At 47.4% G+C, this 25,368-nt stretch carries 18 protein-coding genes; 8 read left to right on the top strand and 10 right to left on the bottom strand.

Features of this window, described 5'->3' with window-relative positions; translation table 11 throughout:
* The first annotated feature begins 12 nt into the window (after positions 1-12).
* Positions 13-573, top strand: coding sequence for a CatB-related O-acetyltransferase (locus QR42_RS09215; protein WP_039179171.1), 561 nt, complete (start codon positions 13-15; stop codon positions 571-573).
* Between the two features lie 20 nt (positions 574-593).
* Here QR42_RS09215 and QR42_RS19710 read toward each other — a convergent pair whose 3' ends face one another.
* A complete protein-coding gene (locus QR42_RS19710; protein WP_084096394.1) occupies positions 594-10,049 on the bottom strand; it encodes an S-layer family protein in 9,456 nt (3,151 codons plus the stop codon).
* Positions 10,050-10,222: 173 nt separating this feature from the next.
* On the opposite strand from QR42_RS19710, the gene QR42_RS09175 reads away from it, so the two are divergent.
* Positions 10,223-11,242: an LLM class flavin-dependent oxidoreductase gene (locus tag QR42_RS09175; RefSeq protein WP_039179169.1), complete on the top strand. Its 1,020-nt coding sequence runs from the start codon at positions 10,223-10,225 to the stop codon at positions 11,240-11,242.
* A gap of 35 nt (positions 11,243-11,277) precedes the next feature.
* On the opposite strand, the gene QR42_RS09170 is transcribed toward QR42_RS09175, so the two are convergent.
* Positions 11,278-11,898 (bottom strand): acetate uptake transporter, encoded by a 621-nt coding sequence (locus QR42_RS09170; protein ID WP_024425703.1) that lies wholly within the window; start codon positions 11,896-11,898, stop codon positions 11,278-11,280.
* A gap of 142 nt (positions 11,899-12,040) precedes the next feature.
* On the opposite strand from QR42_RS09170, the gene QR42_RS09165 reads away from it, so the two are divergent.
* Positions 12,041-12,862 carry a uroporphyrinogen-III synthase gene (locus tag QR42_RS09165; protein ID WP_039179165.1) on the top strand — a complete coding sequence of 274 codons (822 nt, stop codon included), beginning with the start codon at positions 12,041-12,043 and terminating at the stop codon, positions 12,860-12,862.
* Positions 12,863-12,900: 38 nt separating this feature from the next.
* Here the strand turns inward: QR42_RS09165 and QR42_RS09160 are convergent, their stop codons facing one another.
* Positions 12,901-13,503, bottom strand: a complete 603-nt coding sequence (locus tag QR42_RS09160) for an undecaprenyl phosphate transporter UptA (protein ID WP_039179163.1) — start codon at positions 13,501-13,503, stop codon at positions 12,901-12,903.
* A 324-nt stretch (positions 13,504-13,827) separates the two neighbouring features.
* On the opposite strand from QR42_RS09160, the gene QR42_RS09155 reads away from it, so the two are divergent.
* The 3 genes from QR42_RS09155 to QR42_RS09150 are packed head-to-tail and all read left to right on the top strand — an operon-like array spanning position 13,828 to position 15,186.
* Positions 13,828-14,058: an excisionase family DNA-binding protein gene (locus tag QR42_RS09155; protein WP_039179160.1), complete on the top strand. Its 231-nt coding sequence runs from the start codon at positions 13,828-13,830 to the stop codon at positions 14,056-14,058.
* A gap of 41 nt (positions 14,059-14,099) precedes the next feature.
* Positions 14,100-14,519 (top strand): hypothetical protein, encoded by a 420-nt coding sequence (locus QR42_RS19610; RefSeq protein ID WP_235354805.1) that lies wholly within the window; start codon positions 14,100-14,102, stop codon positions 14,517-14,519.
* The gene (locus tag QR42_RS09150) at positions 14,491-15,186 is read left to right on the top strand and encodes a hypothetical protein (RefSeq protein ID WP_235354804.1); all 696 of its coding nucleotides are present in this window, start codon (positions 14,491-14,493) and stop codon (positions 15,184-15,186) included. Before QR42_RS19610 ends, QR42_RS09150 begins: the two co-directional genes overlap by 29 nt.
* 6 nt (positions 15,187-15,192) lie before the next feature.
* Here QR42_RS09150 and QR42_RS09145 read toward each other — a convergent pair whose 3' ends face one another.
* The 6 genes from QR42_RS09145 to QR42_RS09120 form a co-directional block, all read right to left on the bottom strand.
* Positions 15,193-16,293, bottom strand: coding sequence for a Ger(x)C family spore germination protein (locus QR42_RS09145; RefSeq protein ID WP_052196525.1), 1,101 nt, complete (start codon positions 16,291-16,293; stop codon positions 15,193-15,195).
* Positions 16,290-17,390: a GerAB/ArcD/ProY family transporter gene (locus QR42_RS09140; RefSeq protein ID WP_039179156.1), complete on the bottom strand. Its 1,101-nt coding sequence runs from the start codon at positions 17,388-17,390 to the stop codon at positions 16,290-16,292. Before QR42_RS09140 ends, QR42_RS09145 begins: the two co-directional genes overlap by 4 nt.
* A gap of 12 nt (positions 17,391-17,402) precedes the next feature.
* Positions 17,403-18,887 carry a spore germination protein gene (locus QR42_RS09135; protein WP_039179153.1) on the bottom strand — a complete coding sequence of 495 codons (1,485 nt, stop codon included), beginning with the start codon at positions 18,885-18,887 and terminating at the stop codon, positions 17,403-17,405.
* Between the two features lie 72 nt (positions 18,888-18,959).
* Positions 18,960-20,303, bottom strand: a complete 1,344-nt coding sequence (locus QR42_RS09130; protein WP_039179150.1) for a (Fe-S)-binding protein — start codon at positions 20,301-20,303, stop codon at positions 18,960-18,962.
* Positions 20,300-21,709 (bottom strand): glycolate oxidase subunit GlcD, encoded by a 1,410-nt coding sequence (glcD, locus tag QR42_RS09125; protein ID WP_039179147.1) that lies wholly within the window; start codon positions 21,707-21,709, stop codon positions 20,300-20,302. The genes QR42_RS09130 and glcD overlap by 4 nt, the downstream gene beginning before the upstream one ends.
* Before the next feature lie 78 nt (positions 21,710-21,787).
* Complete coding sequence (locus QR42_RS09120; RefSeq protein WP_039179144.1) at positions 21,788-22,921, bottom strand: CdaR family transcriptional regulator; 1,134 nt, start codon at positions 22,919-22,921, stop codon at positions 21,788-21,790.
* A gap of 125 nt (positions 22,922-23,046) precedes the next feature.
* On the opposite strand from QR42_RS09120, the gene QR42_RS09115 reads away from it, so the two are divergent.
* Positions 23,047-23,625, top strand: coding sequence for a hypothetical protein (locus tag QR42_RS09115; RefSeq protein WP_039179141.1), 579 nt, complete (start codon positions 23,047-23,049; stop codon positions 23,623-23,625).
* Positions 23,626-23,640: 15 nt separating this feature from the next.
* On the opposite strand, the gene QR42_RS09110 is transcribed toward QR42_RS09115, so the two are convergent.
* Positions 23,641-24,405, bottom strand: a complete 765-nt coding sequence (locus QR42_RS09110) for a DeoR/GlpR family DNA-binding transcription regulator (protein ID WP_039179138.1) — start codon at positions 24,403-24,405, stop codon at positions 23,641-23,643.
* Positions 24,406-24,554: 149 nt separating this feature from the next.
* Between QR42_RS09110 and QR42_RS09105 the strand changes: the two genes are divergently transcribed.
* On the top strand, positions 24,555-25,361 hold the full coding sequence (locus QR42_RS09105; protein WP_039179137.1) for a tyrosine-protein phosphatase: 807 nt from the start codon (positions 24,555-24,557) through the stop codon (positions 25,359-25,361).
* Positions 25,362-25,368: the final 7 nt, after the last annotated feature.

Below are 25,368 nucleotides of genomic sequence, written 5' to 3'. Positions count from 1 at the left end.
GTCAGATCTTCTATGTTTTTAAATCAAAGAAGTGAACTAAGCTCGTACAATATCGGTGACTTTTCTTATGCCGGACCAGATTTCCAAGTGCTGACATGGGGGGAAGGAACGACATTACATATTGGGAAGTTTTGTTCCATCGCAAACGAAGTGAAAATTTTTCTAGGCGGGGAACACCGTACAGATTGGGTCACAACGTATCCATTTAATCAAATTTTCAAAGAAGCTGCACATATTAAAGGACACCCAAAATCGAAGGGGGATGTTCATATTGGACATGACGTATGGATTGGATATGGTGCGACGATTATGTCCGGAGTATGTATAGGCAACGGGGCTGTGATAGGAGCAAATAGTGTGATCACAAAAGATGTGCCTCCATATGCAATAGCCGCAGGAAATCCCCAGCAGCTCATGAAATATCGATTTTCATCCGAAATAATCGAAAAACTGCAGTTATTAGAATGGTGGAATTTAGAGTTTTCAATCATCCAATCTGTTTTTCACCTTTTGCAATCTGATGATATTGAACAGTGTATAAATGTAATAGAAGACATAAAAAAGAAAGGCTGAAAAAGCCTTTCTTTTTTCGTTTAGCTTAGCCGTATAATGGTCAAGGCTGCTCCTGCAGCACCGCCCCCGCCAACTAAAATAGCTGTGACAACTGCCCCAAAAAACTGCAGTGAAATGGTGCTTCCAGCTGTTAAACTAGCAATAATAGTGTTGTTGATAAATGAAGTTGAGATAACAGGTGATTGAACAGAACCAGAAATAGTAGTTGCTCCATTTAAAAGCAAACGTGTACTAATCAAAAGAGCTGTAGTGGTGTTGACTTGATACGTAATGTAATATTTACCAGTTTGCAGAACGGTAAAAACAGTACTTGTGCCGTTTGCCGTAAAACCAGTAATGTTTTGAAAGTTTGGCAGAGGAATATTCGTTCCACCGGCTACAGTAACAATTGTAGGTCCAGAACTATTAGCAGCATAAAGTGCAGTATCTGTAAAACCACCTGTTCCAGTTGCCCCAGTGACACCAGTAACACCTGTGACGCCAGTAGGACCAGTTGCACCTGTAATGCCTGTGGAGCCGGTAGCTCCAGTAGCTCCGGTGATACCCGTGACGCCGGTAGGTCCAGTGGCTCCGGTGATACCTGTGGCACCGGTAGGCCCAGTAGCTCCAGTGATGCCCGTTGCGCCAGTAGGACCTGTTGATCCAGTGATACCTGTAGCGCCAGTAGAACCAGTAGCTCCAGTGATGCCCGTTGCGCCAGTAGGACCTGTTGATCCAGTGATACCTGTAGCGCCAGTAGAACCAGTAGCTCCAGTGATGCCCGTCGCACCGGTAGGTCCGGTATCTCCAGTGGTACCAGTTACACCAGTAGGACCTGTTGGTCCAGTGATACCCGTTGCGCCAGTAGGTCCAGTAACTCCAGTAATACCTGTGGCGCCGGTAGCTCCAGTAGCTCCGGTGATACCCGTAGCGCCGGTAGGACCCGTTGGTCCAGTAATACCAGTTGCGCCGGTAGGACCAGTAGCTCCAGTGTTACCTGTGACGCCAGTAGGACCAGTAGCTCCAGTGATGCCCGTTGCGCCAGTAGGACCTGTTGATCCAGTGATACCTGTAGCGCCAGTAGAACCAGTAGCTCCAGTGATACCTGTTGCGCCAGTAGGACCAGTAGCTCCAGTGATACCCGTTGCGCCAGTAGAACCGGTAGCTCCAGTGACACCCGTCGCACCGGTAGGTCCGGTATCTCCAGTGGTACCAGTTACACCAGTAGGACTTGTTGGTCCAGTACTACCAGTAGCACCGGTAGGACCTGTTGGTCCAGTGATACCTGTAGCACCGGTAGGCCCGGTATCTCCAGTGATACCCGTTACGCCAGTAGGACCAGTAGCTCCAGTGATACCCGTAGCGCCAGTAGAACCGGTAGCTCCAGTGACACCCGTCGCACCGGTAGGTCCGGTATCTCCAGTGGTACCCGTGGCGCCGGTAGGACCTGTTGATCCAGTGATACCTGTAGCGCCAGTAGAACCAGTATCTCCAGTGATACCCGTTGCGCCAGTAGAACCGGTAGCTCCAGTGACACCCGTCGCACCGGTAGGTCCGGTATCTCCAGTGGTACCCGTGGCGCCGGTAGGACCTGTTGATCCAGTGATACCTGTAGCGCCAGTAGAACCAGTATCTCCAGTGATACCTGTAGCGCCAGTAGGACCAGTATCTCCAGTGATACCCGTTACGCCAGTAGGACCTGTTGGTCCAGTGATACCCGTTGCGCCAGTAGGACCGGTATCTCCAGTGCTACCCGTAGCGCCAGTAGAACCAGTAGCTCCGGTGATACCCGTTGCGCCAGTAGGACCAGTAACTCCAGTGACACCCGTTGCCCCGGTAGAGCCAGTAACTCCAGTGCTACCTGTAGCACCGGTAGGACCAGTAATACCCGTAGCGCCGGTAGGACCAGTGGCTCCAGTGATGCCAGTAGAACCAGTATCTCCAGTGATACCCGTCGCACCGGTAGGACCTGTTGGTCCAGTGTTACCTGTAGCACCGGTAGGCCCGGTATCTCCAGTGATACCCGTTACGCCAGTAGGACCAGTAGCTCCAGTGACACCCGTAGCGCCAGTAGAACCGGTATCTCCAGTGCTACCCGTTACGCCAGTAGGACCAGTATCTCCAGTGATACCTGTAGCGCCAGTAGGACCGGTATCTCCAGTGATGCCAGTAGAACCAGTATCTCCAGTGATACCCGTCGCACCGGTAGGACCTGTTGGTCCAGTGATACCTGTAGCGCCAGTAGAACCGGTAGATCCAGTGACACCCGTCGCACCGGTAGGACCGGTATCTCCAGTGGTACCAGTTACACCAGTAGGACCTGTTGGTCCAGTGATACCCGTAGCGCCAGTAGAACCGGTATCTCCAGTGTTACCCGTTACGCCAGTAGGACCTGTTGGTCCAGTGATACCCGTAGCGCCAGTAGGACCGGTATCTCCAGTGATACCCGTAGCGCCAGTAGAACCAGTATCTCCGGTGATGCCCGTTGCCCCGGTAGAGCCAGTAACTCCAGTGCTACCTGTAGCACCGGTAGGACCAGTGGCTCCGGTAATACCCGTAGCGCCAGTAGGACCGGTATCTCCAGTGACACCCGTAGCGCCAGTAGGTCCAGTATCTCCAGTGACACCCGTTGCCCCGGTAGAGCCAGTGGCTCCGGTGATACCCGTAGCGCCAGTAGGACCGGTATCTCCAGTGACACCCGTAGCGCCAGTAGGTCCAGTATCTCCAGTGACACCCGTTGCCCCGGTAGAGCCAGTGGCTCCAGTGATACCCGTAGCGCCAGTAGAACCAGTATCTCCGGTGATACCCGTTGCGCCAGTAGGACCAGTAACTCCAGTGACACCCGTTGCCCCGGTAGAGCCAGTAACTCCAGTGCTACCTGTAGCACCGGTAGGACCAGTAGGACCAGTAATACCCGTAGCGCCGGTAGGACCAGTTGCTCCGGTAATACCCGTAGCGCCAGTAGGACCGGTATCTCCAGTGACACCCGTAGCGCCAGTAGGTCCAGTATCTCCAGTGACACCCGTTGCCCCGGTAGGTCCGGTATTTCCAGTGACACCCGTCGTCCCGGTAGGTCCGGTATCTCCAGTGGTACCAGTTACACCAGTAGGACCTGTTGGTCCAGTACTACCAGTAGCACCGGTAGGACCTGTTGGTCCAGTGATACCTGTAGCACCGGTAGGCCCGGTATCTCCAGTGATACCCGTTACGCCAGTAGGACCAGTATCTCCAGTGATACCCGTTGCGCCAGTAGAACCGGTATCTCCAGTGACACCCGTCGCACCGGTAGGTCCGGTATCTCCAGTGGTACCAGTTACACCAGTAGGACCTGTTGGTCCAGTACTACCAGTAGCACCGGTAGGACCTGTTGGTCCAGTGATACCTGTAGCACCGGTAGGCCCGGTATCTCCAGTGTTACCCGTTACGCCAGTAGGACCAGTAGCTCCAGTGACACCCGTCGCACCGGTAGGTCCGGTATCTCCAGTGATGCCCGTTGCGCCAGTAGAACCGGTATCTCCAGTGACACCCGTCGCACCGGTAGGTCCGGTATCTCCAGTGATACCAGTTGCGCCGGTAGGACCTGTTGATCCAGTGATACCTGTAGCGCCAGTAGGACCTGTTGGTCCGGTGATGCCCGTTGCACCTGTAATGCCTGTAGCGCCGGTATCTCCAGTTGATCCGGTGATACCTGTTGCGCCAGTAGGACCAGTATCTCCAGTGATGCCCGTTGCGCCAGTAGAACCGGTATCTCCAGTGACACCCGTCGCACCGGTAGGTCCGGTATCTCCAGTGATACCAGTTGCGCCGGTAGGACCTGTTGATCCAGTGATACCTGTAGCGCCAGTAGAACCAGTATCTCCAGTGATACCAGTTGCGCCAGTAGGCCCGGTATCTCCAGTGATACCCGTTACGCCAGTAGGACCAGTAGCTCCAGTGATGCCAGTAGAACCAGTATCTCCAGTGATACCCGTCGCACCGGTAGGACCTGTTGGTCCAGTGATACCTGTAGCACCGGTAGGCCCGGTATCTCCAGTGATACCCGTTACGCCAGTAGGACCAGTAGCTCCAGTGACACCCGTCGCACCGGTAGGACCTGTTGGTCCAGTGTTACCCGTTACGCCAGTAGGACCAGTATCTCCAGTGATGCCCGTTGCGCCAGTAGAACCGGTATCTCCAGTGACACCCGTCGCACCGGTAGGTCCGGTATCTCCAGTGATACCAGTTGCGCCGGTAGGACCTGTTGATCCAGTGATACCCGTCGCACCGGTAGGACCTGTTGGTCCAGTGATACCTGTAGCGCCAGTAGAACCGGTATCTCCAGTGGTACCAGTTACACCAGTAGGACCTGTTGGTCCAGTGATACCCGTTGCGCCAGTAGAACCGGTATCTCCAGTGGTACCAGTTACACCAGTAGGACCTGTTGGTCCAGTGATACCCGTTGCGCCAGTAGAACCGGTATCTCCAGTGATACCAGTTACGCCAGTAGGACCAGTATCTCCAGTGATACCCGTCGCACCGGTAGGACCTGTTGGTCCAGTGATACCCGTTACGCCAGTAGGACCTGTTGGTCCAGTGATACCCGTAGCGCCAGTAGGACCAGTATCTCCGCTGATGCCCGTTGCCCCGGTAGAGCCAGTAACTCCAGTGCTACCTGTAGCCCCGGTAGGACCAGTGGCTCCGGTAATACCCGTAGCGCCAGTAGGACCGGTATCTCCAGTGACACCCGTAGCGCCAGTAGGTCCAGTATCTCCAGTGACACCCGTTGCCCCGGTAGAGCCAGTGGCTCCGGTGATACCCGTAGCGCCAGTAGGACCGGTATCTCCAGTGACACCCGTAGCGCCAGTAGGTCCAGTATCTCCAGTGACACCCGTTGCCCCGGTAGAGCCAGTGGCTCCGGTGATACCCGTAGCGCCAGTAGGACCGGTATCTCCAGTGACACCCGTTGCCCCGGTAGAGCCAGTGGCTCCAGTGATACCCGTAGCGCCAGTAGAACCAGTAGCTCCGGTGATACCCGTTGCGCCAGTAGGACCAGTAACTCCAGTGACACCCGTTGCCCCGGTAGAGCCAGTAACTCCAGTGCTACCTGTAGCACCGGTAGGACCAGTAGGACCAGTAATACCCGTAGCGCCGGTAGGACCAGTGGCTCCGGTAATACCCGTAGCGCCAGTAGGACCGGTATCTCCAGTGACACCCGTAGCGCCAGTAGGACCGGTATCTCCAGTGACACCCGTTGCCCCGGTAGGTCCGGTATTTCCAGTGACACCCGTCGTCCCGGTAGGTCCGGTATCTCCAGTGGTACCAGTTACACCAGTAGGACCTGTTGGTCCAGTACTACCAGTAGCACCGGTAGGACCTGTTGGTCCAGTGATACCTGTAGCACCGGTAGGCCCGGTATCTCCAGTGATACCCGTTACGCCAGTAGGACCAGTATCTCCAGTGATACCCGTTGCGCCAGTAGAACCGGTAGCTCCAGTGACACCCGTCGCACCGGTAGGTCCGGTATCTCCAGTGGTACCAGTTACACCAGTAGGACCTGTTGGTCCAGTACTACCAGTAGCACCGGTAGGACCTGTTGGTCCAGTGATACCTGTAGCACCGGTAGGCCCGGTATCTCCAGTGATACCCGTTACGCCAGTAGGACCAGTAGCTCCAGTGACACCCGTCGCACCGGTAGGTCCGGTATCTCCAGTGATGCCCGTAGCGCCAGTAGAACCGGTATCTCCAGTGACACCCGTCGCACCGGTAGGTCCGGTATCTCCAGTGATACCAGTTGCGCCGGTAGGACCTGTTGATCCAGTGATACCTGTAGCGCCAGTAGAACCAGTATCTCCAGTGATACCTGTAGCGCCAGTAGAACCGGTATCTCCAGTGGTACCAGTTACACCAGTAGGACCTGTTGGTCCAGTGATACCCGTTGCGCCAGTAGAACCGGTATCTCCAGTGGTACCAGTTACACCAGTAGGACCTGTTGGTCCAGTGATACCCGTTGCGCCAGTAGAACCGGTATCTCCAGTGATACCAGTTACGCCAGTAGGACCAGTATCTCCAGTGATACCCGTCGCACCGGTAGGACCTGTTGGTCCAGTGATACCCGTAGCGCCAGTAGGACCAGTATCTCCGGTGATGCCCGTTGCCCCGGTAGAGCCAGTAACTCCAGTGCTACCTGTAGCACCGGTAGGACCAGTGGCTCCGGTAATACCCGTAGCGCCAGTAGGCCCGGTATCTCCAGTGACACCCGTAGCGCCAGTAGGTCCAGTATCTCCAGTGACACCCGTTGCCCCGGTAGAGCCAGTGGCTCCGGTGATACCCGTAGCGCCAGTAGGACCGGTATCTCCAGTGACACCCGTAGCGCCAGTAGGTCCAGTATCTCCAGTGACACCCGTTGCCCCGGTAGAGCCAGTGGCTCCGGTGATACCCGTAGCGCCAGTAGGACCTGTTGGTCCAGTGATACCTGTAGCGCCAGTAGAACCGGTATCTCCAGTGACACCCGTCGCACCGGTAGGTCCGGTATCTCCAGTGGTACCAGTTACACCAGTAGGACCTGTTGGTCCAGTGATACCCGTTACGCCAGTAGGACCTGTTGGTCCAGTGATACCCGTAGCGCCAGTAGGACCAGTAGCTCCAGTGATGCCCGTTGCCCCGGTAGGTCCGGTATTTCCAGTGACACCCGTCGTCCCGGTAGGTCCGGTATCTCCAGTGATACCAGTTGCGCCAGTAGGACCAGTAGCTCCAGTGATACCAGTTGCGCCAGTAGGACCAGTAGCTCCAGTGATGCCAGTAGAACCAGTATCTCCAGTGATACCCGTCGCACCGGTAGGGCCGGTATCTCCAGTGGTACCAGTTACACCAGTAGGACCTGTTGGTCCAGTGATACCCGTTGCGCCAGTAGGCCCGGTATCTCCAGTGATACCCGTTACGCCAGTAGGACCAGTATCTCCAGTGATGCCCGTTGCGCCAGTAGGCCCGGTATCTCCAGTGATACCCGTTACGCCAGTAGGACCAGTATCTCCAGTGATGCCCGTTGCGCCAGTAGAACCGGTAGATCCAGTGATGCCAGTAGAACCAGTATCTCCAGTGATACCCGTCGCACCGGTAGGACCTGTTGGTCCAGTGATACCTGTAGCGCCAGTAGAACCAGTATCTCCAGTGATGCCCGTTGCGCCAGTAGAACCGGTATCTCCAGTGACACCCGTAGCACCGGTAGGACCGGTATCTCCAGTGGTACCAGTTACACCAGTAGGACCTGTTGGTCCAGTGATACCCGTTGCGCCAGTAGAACCAGTATCTCCGGTGATGCCCGTTGCCCCGGTAGAGCCAGTAACTCCAGTGCTACCTGTAGCACCGGTAGGACCAGTAATACCCGTAGCGCCGGTAGGACCAGTGGCTCCGGTAATACCCGTAGCGCCAGTAGGACCGGTATCTCCAGTGACACCCGTAGCGCCAGTAGGTCCAGTATCTCCAGTGACACCCGTTGCCCCGGTAGAGCCAGTGGCTCCGGTGATACCCGTAGCGCCAGTAGGACCGGTATCTCCAGTGCTACCTGTGACGCCAGTAGGACCGGTATCTCCAGTGACACCCGTAGCGCCGGTAGGACCCGTTGGTCCAGTAATACCAGTTGCCCCGGTAGGTCCGGTATTTCCAGTGACACCCGTCGTCCCGGTAGGTCCGGTATCTCCAGTGCTACCTGTGACGCCAGTAGGACCAGTATCTCCAGTGACACCCGTAGCGCCAGTAGGACCGATATCTCCAGTGACACCCGTAGCGCCGGTAGGACCCGTTGGTCCAGTAATACCAGTTGCCCCGGTAGGACCAGTGGCTCCGGTGCTACCCGTAGCACCAGTAGAACCAGTAACTCCAGTGCTACCCGTTACGCCAGTAGGTCCAGTAGCTCCGGTGCTGCCCGTTGCGCCAGTAGGACCAGTAGCTCCGGTGCTGCCCGTTGCGCCAGTAGAACCAGTATCTCCAGTGACACCCGTAGCACCGGTAGGTCCGGTAACTCCAGTGCTACCCGTTACGCCAGTAGGCCCAGTATCTCCGGTGCTGCCCGTTGCCCCGGTAGGTCCGGTATCTCCAGTGACACCCGTAGCACCGGTAGGTCCGGTAACTCCAGTGCTACCTGTAGCACCGGTAGGACCAGTAATACCAGTTGCCCCGGTAATACCCGTAGCACCAGTAGAACCAGTAACTCCAGTGCTGCCCGTTGCGCCAGTAGAACCAGTATCTCCAGTGATACCAGTTGCGCCAGTAGGCCCGGTATCTCCAGTGCTACCCGTTACGCCAGTAGGCCCAGTATCTCCAGTGCTACCCGTTACGCCAGTAGGTCCAGTATCTCCAGTGCTACCCGTTACGCCAGTAGGCCCAGTAGCTCCGGTGCTGCCCGTTGCGCCAGTAGAACCAGTATCTCCAGTGCTACCCGTTACGCCAGTAGGCCCAGTATCTCCGGTGCTGCCCGTTGCGCCAGTAGAACCAGTATCTCCAGTGCTACCCGTTACGCCAGTAGGCCCAGTATCTCCGGTGCTGCCCGTTGCGCCAGTAGAACCAGTATCTCCAGTGACACCCGTAGCACCGGTAGGTCCGGTAACTCCAGTGCTACCTGTAGCACCGGTAGGCCCCGTTGGTCCAGTAACACCAGTTGCCCCGGTAGGACCAGTGGCTCCGGTAATACCCGTAGCACCAGTAGAACCAGTATCTCCAGTGCTACCCGTAGCGCCAGTAGGCCCGGTATCTCCAGTGACACCCGTAGCGCCAGTAGGCCCGGTATCTCCAGTGATACCTGTGACGCCAGTAGGACCAGTATCTCCAGTGCTACCTGTAGCACCGGTAGAACCAGTAGAACCAGTAATACCCGTAGCACCTGCAGGTCCAGTTTCACCTGGTGCTGCTAAAAGTGTGTAATCTGGCGACGTATCTGGCGTACCTGAAGGTGGTGAAGAATTCACAAGATAAGTACCCCCACCATAAGTGACCACTTGCCCTACTGAATATGTTGGTGCCGTTACAGGATCATAGGATTCAACACCACTTAATCCGATCCCAGTAGGACCCGTAGGCCCAGTTTCTCCAGAAGCAGCCAAAAGGGTATAGTCGGGGGAGAGTCCAGGTATTCCTGATGGAGCGTCTACATTGGCAATGTAAGTACTGCCATCAAACGTGACCACTTGCCCTGCATCGTAATCTTGTGATTGTGAGGGATTAAAAGGAATAGCGCCGGTTAACCCGCCAGCTGGTCCAGTAGGTCCGGTTGGTCCGGGGGGACCTGCTGGGCCTGCCGGGCCTCTTGGTCCAGCTCTTTGATTTGGTTTTAATTGCTTTATTCCTTTTGCAATTTGGCAGGGGTGATCCCCTTGAGATATATTTTGTTTTATATATTCTTGTTTAATGAATGGACAGTCTCTTTTTCGAGGACGGTCATGACGTGATCTTTTGTAATGAGGCTGTTCATGGTATTTACCGCAAAAGGGACATTTGTGTTCGAATTGATTGTACAAATTGCCCATCTCCTAGAATTGATATTTCATTCTATGTGCAAATTTTTAAATTGGAAGTAAAACCTAAAAAATCATCATTTCGAAAATCATCGAATCAAATTATTTAAATCTTTCATGAATTTATGTTATGGTGTTGAAAGTATAAAATAGTATGATATTTGACAGAAATGGGGACATCATTTATGAGTCAATCAGTTTTACAGGGCAAAGCCTATTCCGTTTTAAATTTATCCTCTGTGACAGAAGGAGGCACCATTAAAGAATCTTTTGATCGTAGCATGGATTTAGCAAAAAAGGCGGAGAAGTGGGGCTATCATAGATACTGGCTGGCAGAACACCATAACATGGAAGGGGTTGCGAGCTCTGCAACGTCCGTTTTAATTGGATATATTGCGGGAGGAACAGAAAAAATTCGAGTAGGATCTGGTGGGATTATGCTGCCAAATCACTCTTCACTTGTCATAGCCGAACAATTTGGCACACTTGAGACATTGTATCCGGGGAGAATTGATTTAGGTCTTGGCCGAGCACCAGGGACGGATCAGTTAACAACAAGAGCGCTTAGACGTAATCTTCATAACGGAGAAGATTTCCCTGAGCAGCTTGAAGAACTGATGCAATATTTCAAGCCGACCGGTCAGGTTAAAAAACATGTAAGAGCTGTTCCAGGAGAAGGCCTGGACATTCCAATTTGGCTCCTTGGTTCAAGTGGTTTTAGCGCCAGACTTGCAGGAGAACTTGGACTGCCATTTGCCTTTGCAGCACATTTCTCACCTAAAAATACAATTCCCGCGTTAGAATTGTACAGACAGTCATTTAGACCTTCTGATGTGTTAAAAGAGCCTTATGCCATGGTTGGTGTGACGGTTTTTGCTGCAGATCAAACTGAGCGTGCTGAATATTTGGCAACCTCTCATTATCAGCGGTTTTTAAGTCTCATTCGCAACACACCAGGAAAACTGAAAGCGCCTGTCGACAGCATGGACGGTCTTTGGAGTCCATATGAAAAGGCGATGGTGGATGAACAATTAAGCTCGACTATCATAGGGGATAAAGAAAAGGTGAAAACAGAATTAGAAGCCTTTATTGAAGCTACTCAAGCAGATGAAGTGATGATTAATTCGGATATGTTTGACCATCAGGAAAGAATGCGTTCGTATGAAATCATCGGAGAGATCTTTCAAGAGGCGCAAGAAAAATAAATAAAAAAGAACTGCACAGCGCAGTTCTTTTTTATTTATGCTTTTGTAAAAATGCGAAATGGTTGTCCAATTGGCAGAACAATACGGCCAAAATGTGTATTTAGCACAACAGCTGCAGAACCATAAAATGAAAGCAGGGAAATGATCAATTCTGCAATACCTGCCATGGTATGAGTCACATCGTACATCACACCAAACGTGCTAAGGGAAAGACCAATGAATAAGAAATCAATAAAGACGAAAATCAAAAATAACACTTTATGTGTTTCCATTGCACCAATCGTCATAAACAAGCTGAAAATCAAATAACCAATAAACGCAAAGCCTAGCTGTTTTGGATCTGCTGCTCCCGCAAGCGTTTTCCCAAAAACGCCGGCTTGAATGAGCCAAGTCGTTCCAACGCCCATCCAGAAAAGACCGAATGCGCCAAAAGCAGTGGCTCCAAAAATATTATGATGCTTTGAATCTTGTATGGACGCGATCAGCTGCGCGATTCCTCCAAGGAAGATAGCCCAAGGTAAAATAAGGGAAGTGCCATCTGTGATTCCTAGTTTTTGTGAGGACGCAACGAGCGTCACCATTGCTAAACCAAACAAACCAAGTGGTGTTGGGTCTGCAATTGATAATCGAATTGCTTGAACATTCTGTTTTTCCATAATGACCTCCTACAATTTGCACTTACAAAAGATACTCGAATTCGATAGAAACGTCAAGCTCTTTTTTAGTAGACACTTGCATCGTCTTCCAAATAAATCTATATTTAATACATATCAAATGTGATAGAAAAAGAGGGATAATATGAGTAAAGGCTTATCTGGGAAAACGATTGCCATTTGTGGAACGAGAAAAACAGAAGAAATGCGTACACTTGTCGAAAAACAAGGAGGACAAGCCGTTATTCGCTCTCTTCAAGGAACCGTATTTTTAGCAAAAGAAGAATTAAAGCCAGGCATAGAGACCTTTGTGAAACAAGGGGCAGACTGGGTCATCTTAACAACAGGCATCGGTACAGATACATTAATTGAGAGTGCAGAAGAGCTGCAGCTTGGTAATGAATTTATGAACATTCTATCAAATGCCCATATTGCTTCAAGAGGGTACAAAACCTTTGCTGCGCTGAAAAAACGCGGGATTCACCCGGAGGTCTCTGATGAAGACGGTACGGTTCGTGACTTAATTTCAAAACTTGAAGACAAGGAGTTTCAAGGCAAACGTGTAATGGTTCAGCTTCATGGTGAAAATGCACCAGCTCTCATTCAGTTTTTACATGACAAGGGGGCAGATGTTTTGCCGCTTTTACCATATCAGCACACACCACCTGAACCAGAGGCTGCTGAAACGCTTCTGCAAGAAATGAAAGATGGACAAGTTCATGCTGTCTGTTTTACAACCGCTGTCCAGGTTCACGCCTTTTTCAAACTGGCCGCAGAATGGGGCAGAAAAGAAGAATTGCAAGCATTATTCGAGCAGGACGTTCTGGCAGTAGCTGTTGGAAAAGTCACTGCTGAAGCTTTAAAAGAAGAAGGAATAGACCGAATTCTTGCCCCTTCACTTGAGAGAATGGGTGCAATGATTATAGAATTATCACAATATATGAAAAAACAATCAGCACACTCATAAAAAAACGCCTTTCACCAGATCAGTGAAAGGCGTTTTTGTTAAATTGTCCGTTTTCGATTCGTCCGAATTTTTTTGAGTACAAAATAGAGAACAATCAGGACAATAGCAATGACCATAATAGGGGTTGTATAAGTATGAGCAACACTTTGAATATGATCCCATTTTGTCCCAAGCTGCATGCCAAGATAGATAAATAAAATAGACCAAGGGATGGCAGCTAATCCTGTCAAGAAAACAAATTTTAAAAAAGGCATCTTGGCAATACCTGCTGGAATCGAGATGGCATGGCGCACAACAGGGATAAAGCGCGCGGTAAACACTACACCGGTTCCATACCGGTCAAACCAGCGCTCTGCAGTCGCGATATGATGTTCATGGATGAATAAATACTTTCCATACTTTGTTAAAAAAGGTCTTCCGCCGTACAGACCGATCCAGTAAATAAAACACTGGGCGAGCGTACCACCGATGACGCCGGCAATAACAGCTCCAACAAAACCGATTGTGCCTGTTGACACCATATATCCGCCATAGGCAAGTACAATTTCACTCGGAATGATTTCAATCATCAGCCCTAGTGCTACACCTACATAACCAAGGCTTGTCAGCCAGGTTAAAATTTCATTAAAAAAGGTTCCCATTCATTTCACTCTGCCTTTAAATACGAATTTTCTTCAAGCATCCTTATAAGAGCCTATGCTTGTTTTGCTTTTCTCATGAGTATGCTTTCTATATATGCCAGCATGGCTTGCGGCTCATAAAGACACCACTGAACCGGGCTTTTTCACCAAGTCTATGTTGGCAAGCTCTCATCTAGCAGATTTTATCATACCATATTTGCCGGCATCTAGACGATCTACTTGCTATATGAAGAATGGCCATCAGAAAAGAGAATAGGCTGCATCCGTTTTTTCAGCAGATCATGATATAATTTGATAGATGAAACGAACGGGTGGTGCACAAGCATGTATTTAACAATCGCAGAAACAGCTGAATACTTGGAAGTATCAGAAGCGTATATTGAAAAATTGATCCAGCAAAAAAAGATCCGTTACGTATTTGACGGGGAATCTTATCTTATTTATCAAGGGCAGTTTCAAACGCATTTAAAGCAGCTCGAACAATATAAAGAGCTCGTCCAAGAGATCTTAAATGAACCGATTCCGGAAGACCCCGATGTAAAGGATGAAGATTAGAATATCTTTTCAATTGAATCAACATGGATCAATGGCCGCGGGTGATAGAAAGATTAATCTCTATTTCACCTTATGCTTTCTCGAATGATAAAAGCAGAAAGATCATTCATTTGCAGGAAAAGGAAGTGGAATTTTGGGAACAACTACTTTATGTGAAGCCTGTCAAAAAAAACGAAATGGACATTTTAGAAGCGTCTGATGAACCGAAACAGCCTTATGAATTATGCCGTCAATGCCACGAAAGACTACTCACCTATTCATTACGGCCTATTGAAGGGTATAACCTAGCTGTTCTCCATTCTCCTAAACAATTTTTACTGCACGATGATTTTTATGGAGAGGACGGACAGGCTTTCCAATTAGAGGAGGATGTTGTCATCACCAAAAGTGAAAAAGCACCAACATTACAAGCCGTTAGGTGTGATTTGGTTGGTGTCTTTATTAGACTTTTCAATCACTAGATGGTTTCTTGAGGATGATGTCATCGATGCTTTGAAACAGCACGATCAGCAAAGAATCTTGGATGCTGTTCAAAGTAGGTTTGATCAAACGCATCATGTCGAAGTGAAATCGCGCATGTTAGAAATTACGGCTGATGTGTTAGGTACCTCTGCTGCTGGGTGGGTGAGGGAACTTTTGGATCAAGCTGATGAAGAATTTCTTTATCCGCTTTCGTGGGCAGCCGCCAGCAGTTTGCCAGTAGATGAGGGATTACAACGTATTCTAGAGAAATTGAAATCTGTCAGTGAAAAAGAATTGCCGTTAGAGGCTTTTATTTGCCTGCACCGTTTCCGTTCTAATAAAATATTGGATTGGATGGAGTCAAATTGCACCCATTTTCACGATCAGTGGGGAAGTCTGGCAGCCGTCAGCTACCCAACCTGGGAGAGAATGAAATCTTGGCTAAACAAAGGAAGACCTTTCAGCTTAATTGCACTAGATACAATGGCAACCTGTGCAAAAGGGAATAGACCTGCTCTAGTGGAACAATATTCACCTAAAATCCTTAAAACTGATAAAAATGAAGTAGAAAAGTTTTTAAATGAATATTATCAAAAAGATCATGTTCCACGAGTGAAAATGAAAGTGTGCAAAATCTTGGAGAACAAGCAAGACATATTTGAATAAGCCTTTTTATTGGCTGACTCCCGTTTGAACAATTTTCATGTGGCATTTAACTTGTACATCTGCATCAGGATAAATGTTCTTCCATTTTTCTGGTGTCACTGCTTTGTCTTTTGATCTATACCTAAGGCCCAGCCCAAGAGGGTCTATGTTTTGCTTTTTAAAGGATTGAACAAGGTCTTGTCCTTGCTGAGCGACACGTTTTTCTACTTCTTTTTCAACATGGTTCAATATAGAAGGTTTATCAATTTTTTTGGACTTCATGAATTCTTTTAATTCACCTTTCAGCTTGATATCAATCATGATATGAGGCTTCTTTGTTAGGTTTTTCGTTGGTTTGATTCGGTAAGACACATGAGATTTGATATTTTCAATGACGACATGTGTCTTTGCTTGATCTGCCAATTGAAACTCATAGATGCCATTTTTATGATTTTCAATCATCGCTTTAAATGTGAACGTGTCTTTTCCAGGTATATGACTGACCATTTTTTCATGATCAAACAGAGCGACTCCTGTGATCTTGATGCCACTGTTTGTTTTCTTGATGTAAGGGAGGTATGCATCGACCCCTTTTGCCAGCATCTGATTCATAAAAATATGCTGATTGGTGACAGGTTCATTGCCATTTCGCATATTTTGGGCGAGCAGATCAGAGAGATATACACCTATATTTAAGTTCGTTTGATTCATTTTTGTGTATAATAAATCTTCCACTTCTCCGCCTACAATCGCAAACACTTGGCGTGAACCAATAATAGGATCACGGTAAATGTAATTCATTAAATCAATCATGCCGACTTCTTTTGCTAACTTTTCACTGACTAAAATAACGAGTACCTGGCCCATGACGACTGGAAAAGGCGATTTTTCTGATACAAGAAATTGAATATTGCTAATGGTGTTTGACCTTGCACTTAATATTTGATAACTTCCTTGTTCTTGACTTTTAAAGACAGGGAAGACAAAGAAGCCTTTCATTTCTCCGTCTTCTATTAAATCAAATCCCGCCGCCTGGGAGATATTTAATTCATCTAAAAGGCGGGGCTCTGCACAGCTGGTTAACAAAAGACTACACAACATGAGGCCCGTAAGTATATAACGTTTCATGCTCGTTTTTTCCCCCTCCTTTTTTTCAGCATCAGTCCAATGACCATACAGACAATCAATCCATAGATCAGAATGAATCCACTAAATTCCACCCATTGATTAAAGGTTTCAAAAGAAGTTGCACTGGCAAAAAACGAAAACATGATCAGAATGAGGATGCTGAGCCCGATGAACGTGACGCGCTGGCTCGTATGAAGCATTTTTTTTGCCATTCGGCTCGCTGCCCATAATGGAATCGTGATATTAGGAATGATCAGAAGCAGCCAAAGAGACACTTCAATAAATTCAAAGCGCTGGATAAACGGAAGCTTCACAATACTTGTTAACGTTAGTGTCGGCCATTTTGTTAATTTGAGCTGAGCACTTGAGTAATACGCAATAGAGACGAGAAAAGTGAGCAAGTTTAAGCATGTCGTAAATAATGCCCCCATGTGAGCAAATTTTTGAGATGTCTGAGCTTGTTTAATAAAGGGATAATAGACAAGCAGCGTGCCAAAACCAAACATGGATAAGGATGCATCTTTGACTCCCACAAGCATTTGCGAAAATGTATGATCAAACATTGGGAACATGAAACGAATGTGACTATATTTCATGGCATAAAAACAAATAAACGTCATCCAATACGTCAGTACAATGCTAAAAAATGCCCAGCCAGCAATGGTTCTAAAGCCGCCAGTATGAATGTAATACACAAGCAGCAGCAGTACAGATGCAAACAAAAGACCAGGGATTTCTTTAAACAGCCATACATGGATCACATCCATGTAATGGATAAGAACGGTCAGCGACAAAGAAGCAAAATATAAGATATAAAGAATGTTGAATAATTGCCCAATCCATTTGCCAAATACATATTGCGTGATATCACCAAATTCATCCGAAGGTGCCTTTTTAAACATCAAGTACATGAGAAAGATCATCACATTGACGCTCATGCCAGAAATCAAAATAGCGATCCATCCATCATTATTGATAGAACGAACAAGGTTTGTTTGAAAGTTTAAAATGCTGACACCGACTTGATTGGCATTGATGAGAAAAAACACAAAATAAGGGGATACTTGAAATTTCTCTTTGACAGAAGAAGAGCTCATGTCTTCACTTCCTTATTCATAAAAATCATTTTTCCTCTTGCGGCCTTGCTTTGGCTTAGAGCGATGGATGGTTTCATTTTGCGGTCGTAAATTTTCCGGCCTTTTGTTCAAAAAACGGAGCTGAGGACGAATCAAACTGCCCTTTAAATCAGCAAGGCGCATTGGAAAAATAGGCTCTAAATATGGGCGGCCAATTGAAGTTAATTTCATTAAATGGGTGAGCAGAAAAGATCCCATCACAGCAATGCCTAATGCGCCCCAAACCTGTGCTGCGAGTAAAAAAGGGAATCTCAGCAGCCGAATGGTACTGCCCATTTTGTAAATAGGCGTGACAAATGAGGCGAGAGCAGACAGGGCAACAATAATGAGTAAAATATTGCTCGTTAAGCCTGCTGCTACAGCCGCCTGTCCAATGACAATCCCTCCAACAATCCCGAGCGTCTGCCCGACTTTAGCTGGGAGCCTTGACCCTGCTTCTCTTAGTAATTCAATCGAAGTCTCTAAAAATAGTGCCTCAATGATCGGAGGAAATGGAACAAGATAGCGCGAGGATACAATGGTTTCTAATAAATCCTTTGGGATCAGCTCATAATGAAAGGTTAAAACGGCGACATATAAAGGTGTCGCAAAAATGGAAAATATCACGGCAAATATGCGTAACAGCCTAAAGCAAGAAGCCGCAATCCACGACATATTGTAGTCTTCCATAGTGGAAAAATACTCAAGTAAAATAGTTGGGGCAAGCAAGACATGAGGCGAGCCATCCACTAATATGGCAATTTTCCCTTCTGATAAACCTGAAGACACACGGTCGGGTCTTTCTGTATTCAAAAACAACGGAAAAATCGTATTGGACACATCATAAAGCATTTGAGCGAGGTAATTCGCATCTAAAATCTGATCATAATCAACGTCCTCAATTCGCTGAAGAACCGTTTCGATGTTTTCTGGGTTAGCGATTTCTTCAATATATAACACGGCTACTTTTGTTTGAGAGAGCGTACCAACCGTCTTTTCCTCAACTTTCAGGTTAGGCGTCGGCAGCCGCCGCCTGACCAAATTTAAATTGGTATCTAAAACCTCCACAAATGCTTCCTGTGCACTGATAATGCCAAATTCAATCTCAGGCGGACCAACTTGTCTGCCTTTCTTTTCTTCAATCGGCAAAAGAAGCGTTTTGCCCCAATCTGTCTCTAGTCTAATGGCAATGCTGCCCCGGTGAAGGGCTTCTTCCACTTTTTGAAGATCGTTCGTGATGACAGCCTGCTCAATGGGAATTTGTTCTTTCAGCTCTTCAAGAGTAGGTGTCAGGTGCATTTGTTTGAGAGAGGGGAGAATTTGTTCATGTAGAAGATGTCCATTAATTAAAGATCGAAAAAAGGAAATCTTATACAGAAAATCTCCATTTCGAGACAGCTCATTTGTAAAATCAGCAGAACGTGACAATGCTTCAAATACTGAATTCGGGTCCTTTTGTTGTTTGTTTTTCTTCAGCATTTGGACCAGCTCCTTCGGCGATTTGGCTCTATTATCTAACCGATTGTCTAAAGATATGCATGAAAAAAGCGTTCAGCTTGATGGGCTGGACGCTTTTTTTCCATATTGAACGGCTTCTAATAATAAATCAGCTAGATGGACGGCACGCATGGTCGGCGAGTGCTCCGCGCGTTTGATGCCTGCTGCCATTTGCAGCTGACAGCCTGGATTAGACGTAACGATGGCAACAGCCTTTGTTTCCCTTGCTTCTGTCATTTTATGATCTAAAATTTGCATCGACATCTTTGGCTGCAAGATGTTGTAAATGCCAGCTGAGCCGCAGCACCGGCCCGAATCCTTCATTTCTTTAAATGATATGCCTTGAATGGCCTTCATCAGCACCCTTGGCGCATGCTGTACACCCATTCCGTTCCGCAAATGACAGGAATCTTGATAGGTGATGACCTGCTCTGGCAAAGCAAGCGGCATGCGGCGGTGAAATTCCAGCTCCACTAAAATGTCTGATATATCGGTGATTTTCTTTGAGAAGATTTCACTTCGTTTTTGAAAGTCCGGATCATCGTGAAGCAAATGATCGTAATCACTTAAAAAAGCACCACAACCGCCCGCATTCATGACTATGGCATCTGCATCTATCTTTTCAAATGCTTCAATATTCCGCTTTGCTAGCTGTTTCGCTTGCTCTTTTTCTCCGCTATGACCATGAAGCGCTCCGCAGCACGTCTGAATAGGAGGGACGATAACGTCACAGCCTGCCAGCTGCAAAAGCTGGATGGTCGCTTCGTTTGTGCTGGAAAAAACGGTGTCCATTAAACAGCCAGTAAAAAAGGCGACACGCTTACTTGCTGGGCCAGCGGCTTTGTATTCCGTCACACGGTTTTTCTGTTGACGAGGCACTTTTGGAAGCGCCTGTTCCATCAGTCGTAAGTGCGGTGGAAGCACCTTCAGCATGCCAGTTTTACGGGCGGCTGTTTGCAGACCAGATGTTTGATAAAATCGAAGTAGTCCTGCCGCTTGCCGCATTCGGCTCTGTGAAGGAAAGAGTCCTTTGAATACTGCACGTCTCACAAGTTTGACAGGGATTGATTGTTTTTTGTGCTGCTGAATGATGTCTCTTGCATCCTCAAGTAACCGGCCATATTTAACGCCGGAAGGGCAGACCGGTTCACATGCACGGCAGCCAAGACAAAGATTCAGTGAATGCTCGACATCTTCATCTGGCTCAATGACGCCGTCTCTCACCGCCTTCATTAAAGCAATTCGGCCGCGGGGAGAGTGTGTTTCTTGTTGCCCAGATTCAATATAAGTAGGGCAGGAAGGAAGGCAGAAGCCGCAGCGCATGCAATTGAGCAGCTCTTTTTCGTCCATTTGCTGCTGAAATGATTGCTGAATCTCTGTTTGTTTAGAGGAACTCATGAGACCACCACCCGCTTTCTTGCGGCTTTACCAAACACTTTATCAGGGTTCATCATATTTTCTGGGTCTAGCGCTTGTTTGATCGCTTTCATTGCTGCAATGCCTTCTTTTTTGACCTTTAGTTCCAAGTAAGGGGCTTTCATAAGACCCACACCATGTTCACCCGTAATGGTGCCGCCAAGTGAGACGGCTTTTTCAAAAATGGCCTGAAAGGCTTCCTCCACCCGTTTCATTTCTTCTTCATTTCTTGCATCTGCTGCACAAGTAGGGTGCAAATTGCCATCACCTGCATGACCGAATGTGCAGATTTTCACTTTGTACTCCTTCGCAATATCTTCGATTGCCCGCACCATGCTGGCAATTTCAGACCGAGGGACTGTGGCATCTTCTAAAATGGTCGTTGGGCTTAACCGGGCGAGAGCAGATAAAGCGGATCGTCTCGCTGTTAAAAGTGCATTTGCTTCTTCTTCAGAATGAGCGATATTCACTTCTTTTGCACCGTGCTGCTTACACACTTTTGCGATGCTCTGCATATCACGGGAAACCGCCTCAGGATGGCCGTCCTGTTCGATTAACAGCACCGCTTGAACGTCCGTCGGCAAACCGATTTTTGCAAAGTCTTCAACGACTTCCAGGGTCGGCTGATCCATAAATTCTAATGTGGCGGGGATGATACGCTCTGCAATAATCGCCGACACTGAAGCGGCTGCTTCCTCTAGGCTTTCATATAAGCAAAGCATCGTTTGTTTTGTTTCTGGAAGCGGCAAAAGCTTCAGCGTGGCTTCAGTGACAATCCCGAGTGTTCCTTCTGAACCTACGAACAAACGGGTCATATCATACCCGGCCACGTCCTTTGCAAGTTTGCCGCCTGTTTTCATAATGTCACCGTTTGGCAGAACCACTTCAAGTCCAAGTACATAATCTCTTGTCACGCCATATTTTAAGCCCCGGAGACCACCTGAATTTTCATTAATATTTCCGCCTAATGTAGAGATTTTCATAGAGCTTGGATCAGGTGGATAGAAGAGCCCTTTTGCCTCTACTTGGCGAATGAGTTCCTGTGTGATCAAACCAGGCTGCACCGTTGCTGTCAGGTTTTCTTCATCTATTTCTATTAATTGGTTCATTCTTGTAAACAGCAGCACAAGTCCGCCTTGTGTGGGACATGTACCTGCACAAAGGTTCGTTCCTGATCCTCTTGGCACGATCGGTATATGATATGAGGCGCAGAGCCGGACAATCTGCTGGATTTCCTCAGCCGTATGCGGGCTTACGATGACATCTGGCATCTGCTGAAAATTTGGTGTTGCATCATAAGAGTAGGCAAGCCGATCGGCTTTACTGTCCTGTACGTAAGGCGCACCAACAATCTTTTTCAATTGATTTAAAAATTCAGAATTTAACATGCGCATTCAACTCCTACTGATTAGACGTATCGTTTCTTTCAGTATAAAAAAAGAATCGCCTCATGCCTATGGACGATTCTACAAAATATCGGGCTGTTCGCTTCGTTTTTTTGGATCATGATCTAAAAGCATGAAGGCTAAATAAAAAAGCATTGCATCTTGCATGCGCTTTGGATCAAGTGTCGTTAAATCTTGGATTCGTTTTAGCCTGTAATGTAGTGTATTGATATGAACATGCATTGCTTCTGCGGTATATTTTAATGAGCAATCTGATGTCATGAGTACCCGCAATGTTTTCACTAATTCAGGATAGGGGAGAAGAGGGGCGATCGTTCGATCAAGAAACACTTCCTTTGTTTCCTGACTCACTTCCTCCATAAAAAGTTCAAGCGTTAAATCTTCATCAAATACAATCGGCGTATCAGCATGTGCCATTTTTAATGCACGAAAGGCTTGTTGAAAGGATTGCTTCATCAAATGAGCAGCTGCTGGTTTTCCCGCCCCAATCAAAACCCCTGGCGTGCTCTGCGCCGTAAGGGAGGCATGGATGTGAAATAGGCGCTGCTGCAGTGTTTTACGATCATCTGCTGTTGTTTGCAGCATAAGCAAAAAGCGGGCATGCCCCCAGCGGACGATGATCTCCTGACTAGTGAGATTCAGCGCTTCCTTTAATTCTTTGTATTGATTTTGTTTCATAAACGATTCATCCTGACAATCGATCAGGACAACCGCACGCTCCTTGTTGATATCAAGCTGAAGCCGCGATGCTTTTTCAGCGAGATCAATCGCTGTCTCTGGCAGATGGAGCCAGTCGAATACAAACGCTTCGAGCTGACGTTCATCCGTTTCGGTTTCTTGAAAAAATTCATGTTCATGAATGAGCAGCTCGGTCATTTTTCTTAATATTTCGCCAAAAGGAGACACATGTACAGGATCTCCTGTCATCCCAATGACTCCGATGACCTCCTGCTTAAAATAAATAGGCAGATTGATGCCAGCTTTGACGCCTTTCATGTGGTGCTGGTCATCCTTTGTGAGAATTCGTTTCTGTCCTTCAAAAGATGTCAGATAAGCTCCTTCATGAAATTGTCCAATGCGCGCTGGATCTGTTGCTGCAATGATGGTGCCGTTCGTTTGTGCGATGATGATCTCCTCAGTCAGCACCTTTTTCACTTCGTCTACGATCTTTTCTGCCAGTGTCATTGTGAGCAAAATGTACCCCTCCGAGATGTTTCTTTTGACACTATCATACCATCATATGCTAGGACATATCTTTCTTTTCCTGAGTTATGCTAAAATAATAAACGCACATGAAGGAGAAGAAAGGAGACATAGCCATGTCACTGCAAAATCGCTTACAAGATTTACTGAAAGAAGGACAAGCGCTGACAGACTTCGAATATGATGAAGCGGCGAGCCGCAATTGGCCTTTAGAAGGGGCGAGAATAAAAGAAGAAGCGCGCTTTGGCGATGTATATATAGAGCGTGTAGACAAGGAATCTGAGGACATGATTCAAACAGAAGACGCCTCATTTCTAAACACGCCGCTTACATATGTGAAAAAACATCAAAAAGAATTTATTTATATCGAATCAAAGTGGTTTGATGTCGTGAAAGTTGATGGCTTGGCCATTGAATGGGACGAAGTGTTTCAAACGTATACCGTGTTATTCGGTTTCAAACGTCCTAAGAAAGACACGAATATTTTAAAGGACTTGCTATCGCCATTAAATGGTGCTCAGCTTCAATTTAATGGACAAGATGGCTTATTTGATGTGAATTTACAGCTTCTTGAGCTTGAGGACATCCACGAAGATATGGCTTTCATTGACGTTATCTCGGCTGTGTACCGATTTTTATTCCGTATGGTCATGCAGCTTGAAATCAATGAATCAAAAAACGGCTCAAATTCCTGAGCCGTTTTTTTTGATCTATTCATTTGATGAAGGCGTGACAAACCGCACATCATGCTCTTTTCCATATTGAAGATAATGTTCATTTGGCTCCTGATTGGTCACGACGACATCAATTTCGTGCAAATCACAAAACGTGGTCAAGGCGTAATGATCGAATTTGCTATCATCCACTAATAAAAACGTTTTGGCACTTTTTTGAACGAGCGTCTTTTTAATATCGGTTTCAAGCGGGGACGAATTCGTGACGCCGTGATCAATGGATAAACCAGTTGACGCGATAAAGGCTTTATTCACATTGTAAGCTTTTAAGCGCTCTACACTTTGATAGCCTACGAAAGAATTTGTTTTCCTTTCAAGCATCCCGCCAGTAGAAAAGATGGTGAGATTTTCATAAGGCATCGCTTGTGTAATGAAATCCACATTATTGGTCACAATGGTCACCTGTTTCTCTGTCAAATAGGGGAGCATCTCAAGCGTTGTCGTACCAGAATCAATAAAAATCATATCCCCGTTTTCCACAAAAGCAGCAGCCGTCTGACCGATCAATTGCTTTTTACTGAGCTGACGGATCTTTCGCTCTTTATACACCACTAACGTTGAGTGGTTCACAGCCACTCCGCCATACACTTTTTTGAGCACGCCAGACTCGACCAATGCCTGTACATCTCGGCGTATCGTGTTTTTTGAGACACCAAAATGCGCCACAAGCTCATCAAGTGAAGCAGATTCCCGGTCAAACACATACTCTTTAATTTGCTGAATCCGTTTTGTTTTTATCATGCTTCATATCTCCAATCAATCCGAATGTCCTTTTTCCATTATACCAATAAATTCTCTTACATGGATTAGGTCAATTGATTCTCTTTTCTCCTTTGATATAAAAGCGTATGATAGAAAAAAGAACGAAACCAGAAAGGACTTTCACTTCTATGAATCAATCAAACAACCCATTTTCAAAGCTTGCGAATTTTAGAGAAGTAGGGGGACTTCAAACAACAGAGGGGATGGTGATCAAAGAGGGAATGATTTATCGATCCGCAGACTTATCTCGATTGACGAAACAAGACATCGAGATATTCTCAACACTCGGGATTCAAACTGTTTGCGACCTCCGTACAACCTCAGAACGTAAATCACATCCACCAAAGATCAAGGAACACGACAAAATCGTCCATATTCCGATGCAGCCTGACAGTAAGATGCCGAGTAAATGGACCATGTTTCGTATGCTGGTAACAGAAGGGAAGTCTCTCTCATTTACACCGATCATGAAAGATTTATATCAAAGCATGCTCACCGAGCGTAAAGAAGAGATTCGGCAGCTGTTCACACTGCTTTCAGATCAAAGCCATTATCCGCTGATGCTTCACTGCACGAGTGGCAAGGACCGTACAGGTTTTTTATCTGCCCTGATTCAGTTAACAGCAGGTGTACCGCTGACTGTCGTTTTAAGTGAATACATGCGGTCCAATGAAGGCGTGCAAATGCTTGTCAGAAGGCAGGAACGATTTGTCCGATGGATGAGTTTATACCGGGTATCAAAAGAACAAATTCAGCCGCTTGTCGGTGTGCAGCAAGATTATCTTGAAGATGTGCTGCACGAAATGCTGGAGACATACGGGAGTGCAGAGCGGTATTTAATTGAAGCCTGCAAAGTCCCTGAAGCTCAGCTCAATCAAATGAAAAACATTCTGCTTACACCATCTGCTGGCATTCCATCACAAAAAGCGGAATAAACTGAAT

The organism is Bacillus sp. WP8, from assembly GCF_000800825.1.
Taxonomy (GTDB): domain Bacteria; phylum Bacillota; class Bacilli; order Bacillales; family Bacillaceae; genus Bacillus; species Bacillus safensis.
The sequence above is the reverse complement of the archived record's forward strand: the minus strand, read 5'-3'. Positions and strand labels throughout refer to the sequence as shown.

Excerpts from the sequence above, each read along its gene's own strand:
- QR42_RS09215 (WP_039179171.1), top strand. The coding sequence starts at position 13 with ATGTTTTTAAATCAAAGAAGTGAACTAAGCTCGTACAATATCGGTGAC.
- QR42_RS19710 (WP_084096394.1), bottom strand. The coding sequence starts at position 10,049 with ATGGGCAATTTGTACAATCAATTCGAACACAAATGTCCCTTTTGCGGT.
- QR42_RS09175 (WP_039179169.1), top strand. The coding sequence starts at position 10,223 with ATGAGTCAATCAGTTTTACAGGGCAAAGCCTATTCCGTTTTAAATTTA.
- QR42_RS09170 (WP_024425703.1), bottom strand. The coding sequence starts at position 11,898 with ATGGAAAAACAGAATGTTCAAGCAATTCGATTATCAATTGCAGACCCA.
- QR42_RS09165 (WP_039179165.1), top strand. The coding sequence starts at position 12,041 with ATGAGTAAAGGCTTATCTGGGAAAACGATTGCCATTTGTGGAACGAGA.
- QR42_RS09160 (WP_039179163.1), bottom strand. The coding sequence starts at position 13,503 with ATGGGAACCTTTTTTAATGAAATTTTAACCTGGCTGACAAGCCTTGGT.
- QR42_RS09155 (WP_039179160.1), top strand. The coding sequence starts at position 13,828 with ATGTATTTAACAATCGCAGAAACAGCTGAATACTTGGAAGTATCAGAA.
- QR42_RS09145 (WP_052196525.1), bottom strand. The coding sequence starts at position 16,293 with ATGAAACGTTATATACTTACGGGCCTCATGTTGTGTAGTCTTTTGTTA.
- QR42_RS09140 (WP_039179156.1), bottom strand. The coding sequence starts at position 17,390 with ATGAGCTCTTCTTCTGTCAAAGAGAAATTTCAAGTATCCCCTTATTTT.
- QR42_RS09135 (WP_039179153.1), bottom strand. The coding sequence starts at position 18,887 with ATGCTGAAGAAAAACAAACAACAAAAGGACCCGAATTCAGTATTTGAA.
- QR42_RS09130 (WP_039179150.1), bottom strand. The coding sequence starts at position 20,303 with ATGAGTTCCTCTAAACAAACAGAGATTCAGCAATCATTTCAGCAGCAA.
- glcD (WP_039179147.1), bottom strand. The coding sequence starts at position 21,709 with ATGTTAAATTCTGAATTTTTAAATCAATTGAAAAAGATTGTTGGTGCG.
- QR42_RS09115 (WP_039179141.1), top strand. The coding sequence starts at position 23,047 with ATGTCACTGCAAAATCGCTTACAAGATTTACTGAAAGAAGGACAAGCG.
- QR42_RS09110 (WP_039179138.1), bottom strand. The coding sequence starts at position 24,405 with ATGATAAAAACAAAACGGATTCAGCAAATTAAAGAGTATGTGTTTGAC.
- QR42_RS09105 (WP_039179137.1), top strand. The coding sequence starts at position 24,555 with ATGAATCAATCAAACAACCCATTTTCAAAGCTTGCGAATTTTAGAGAA.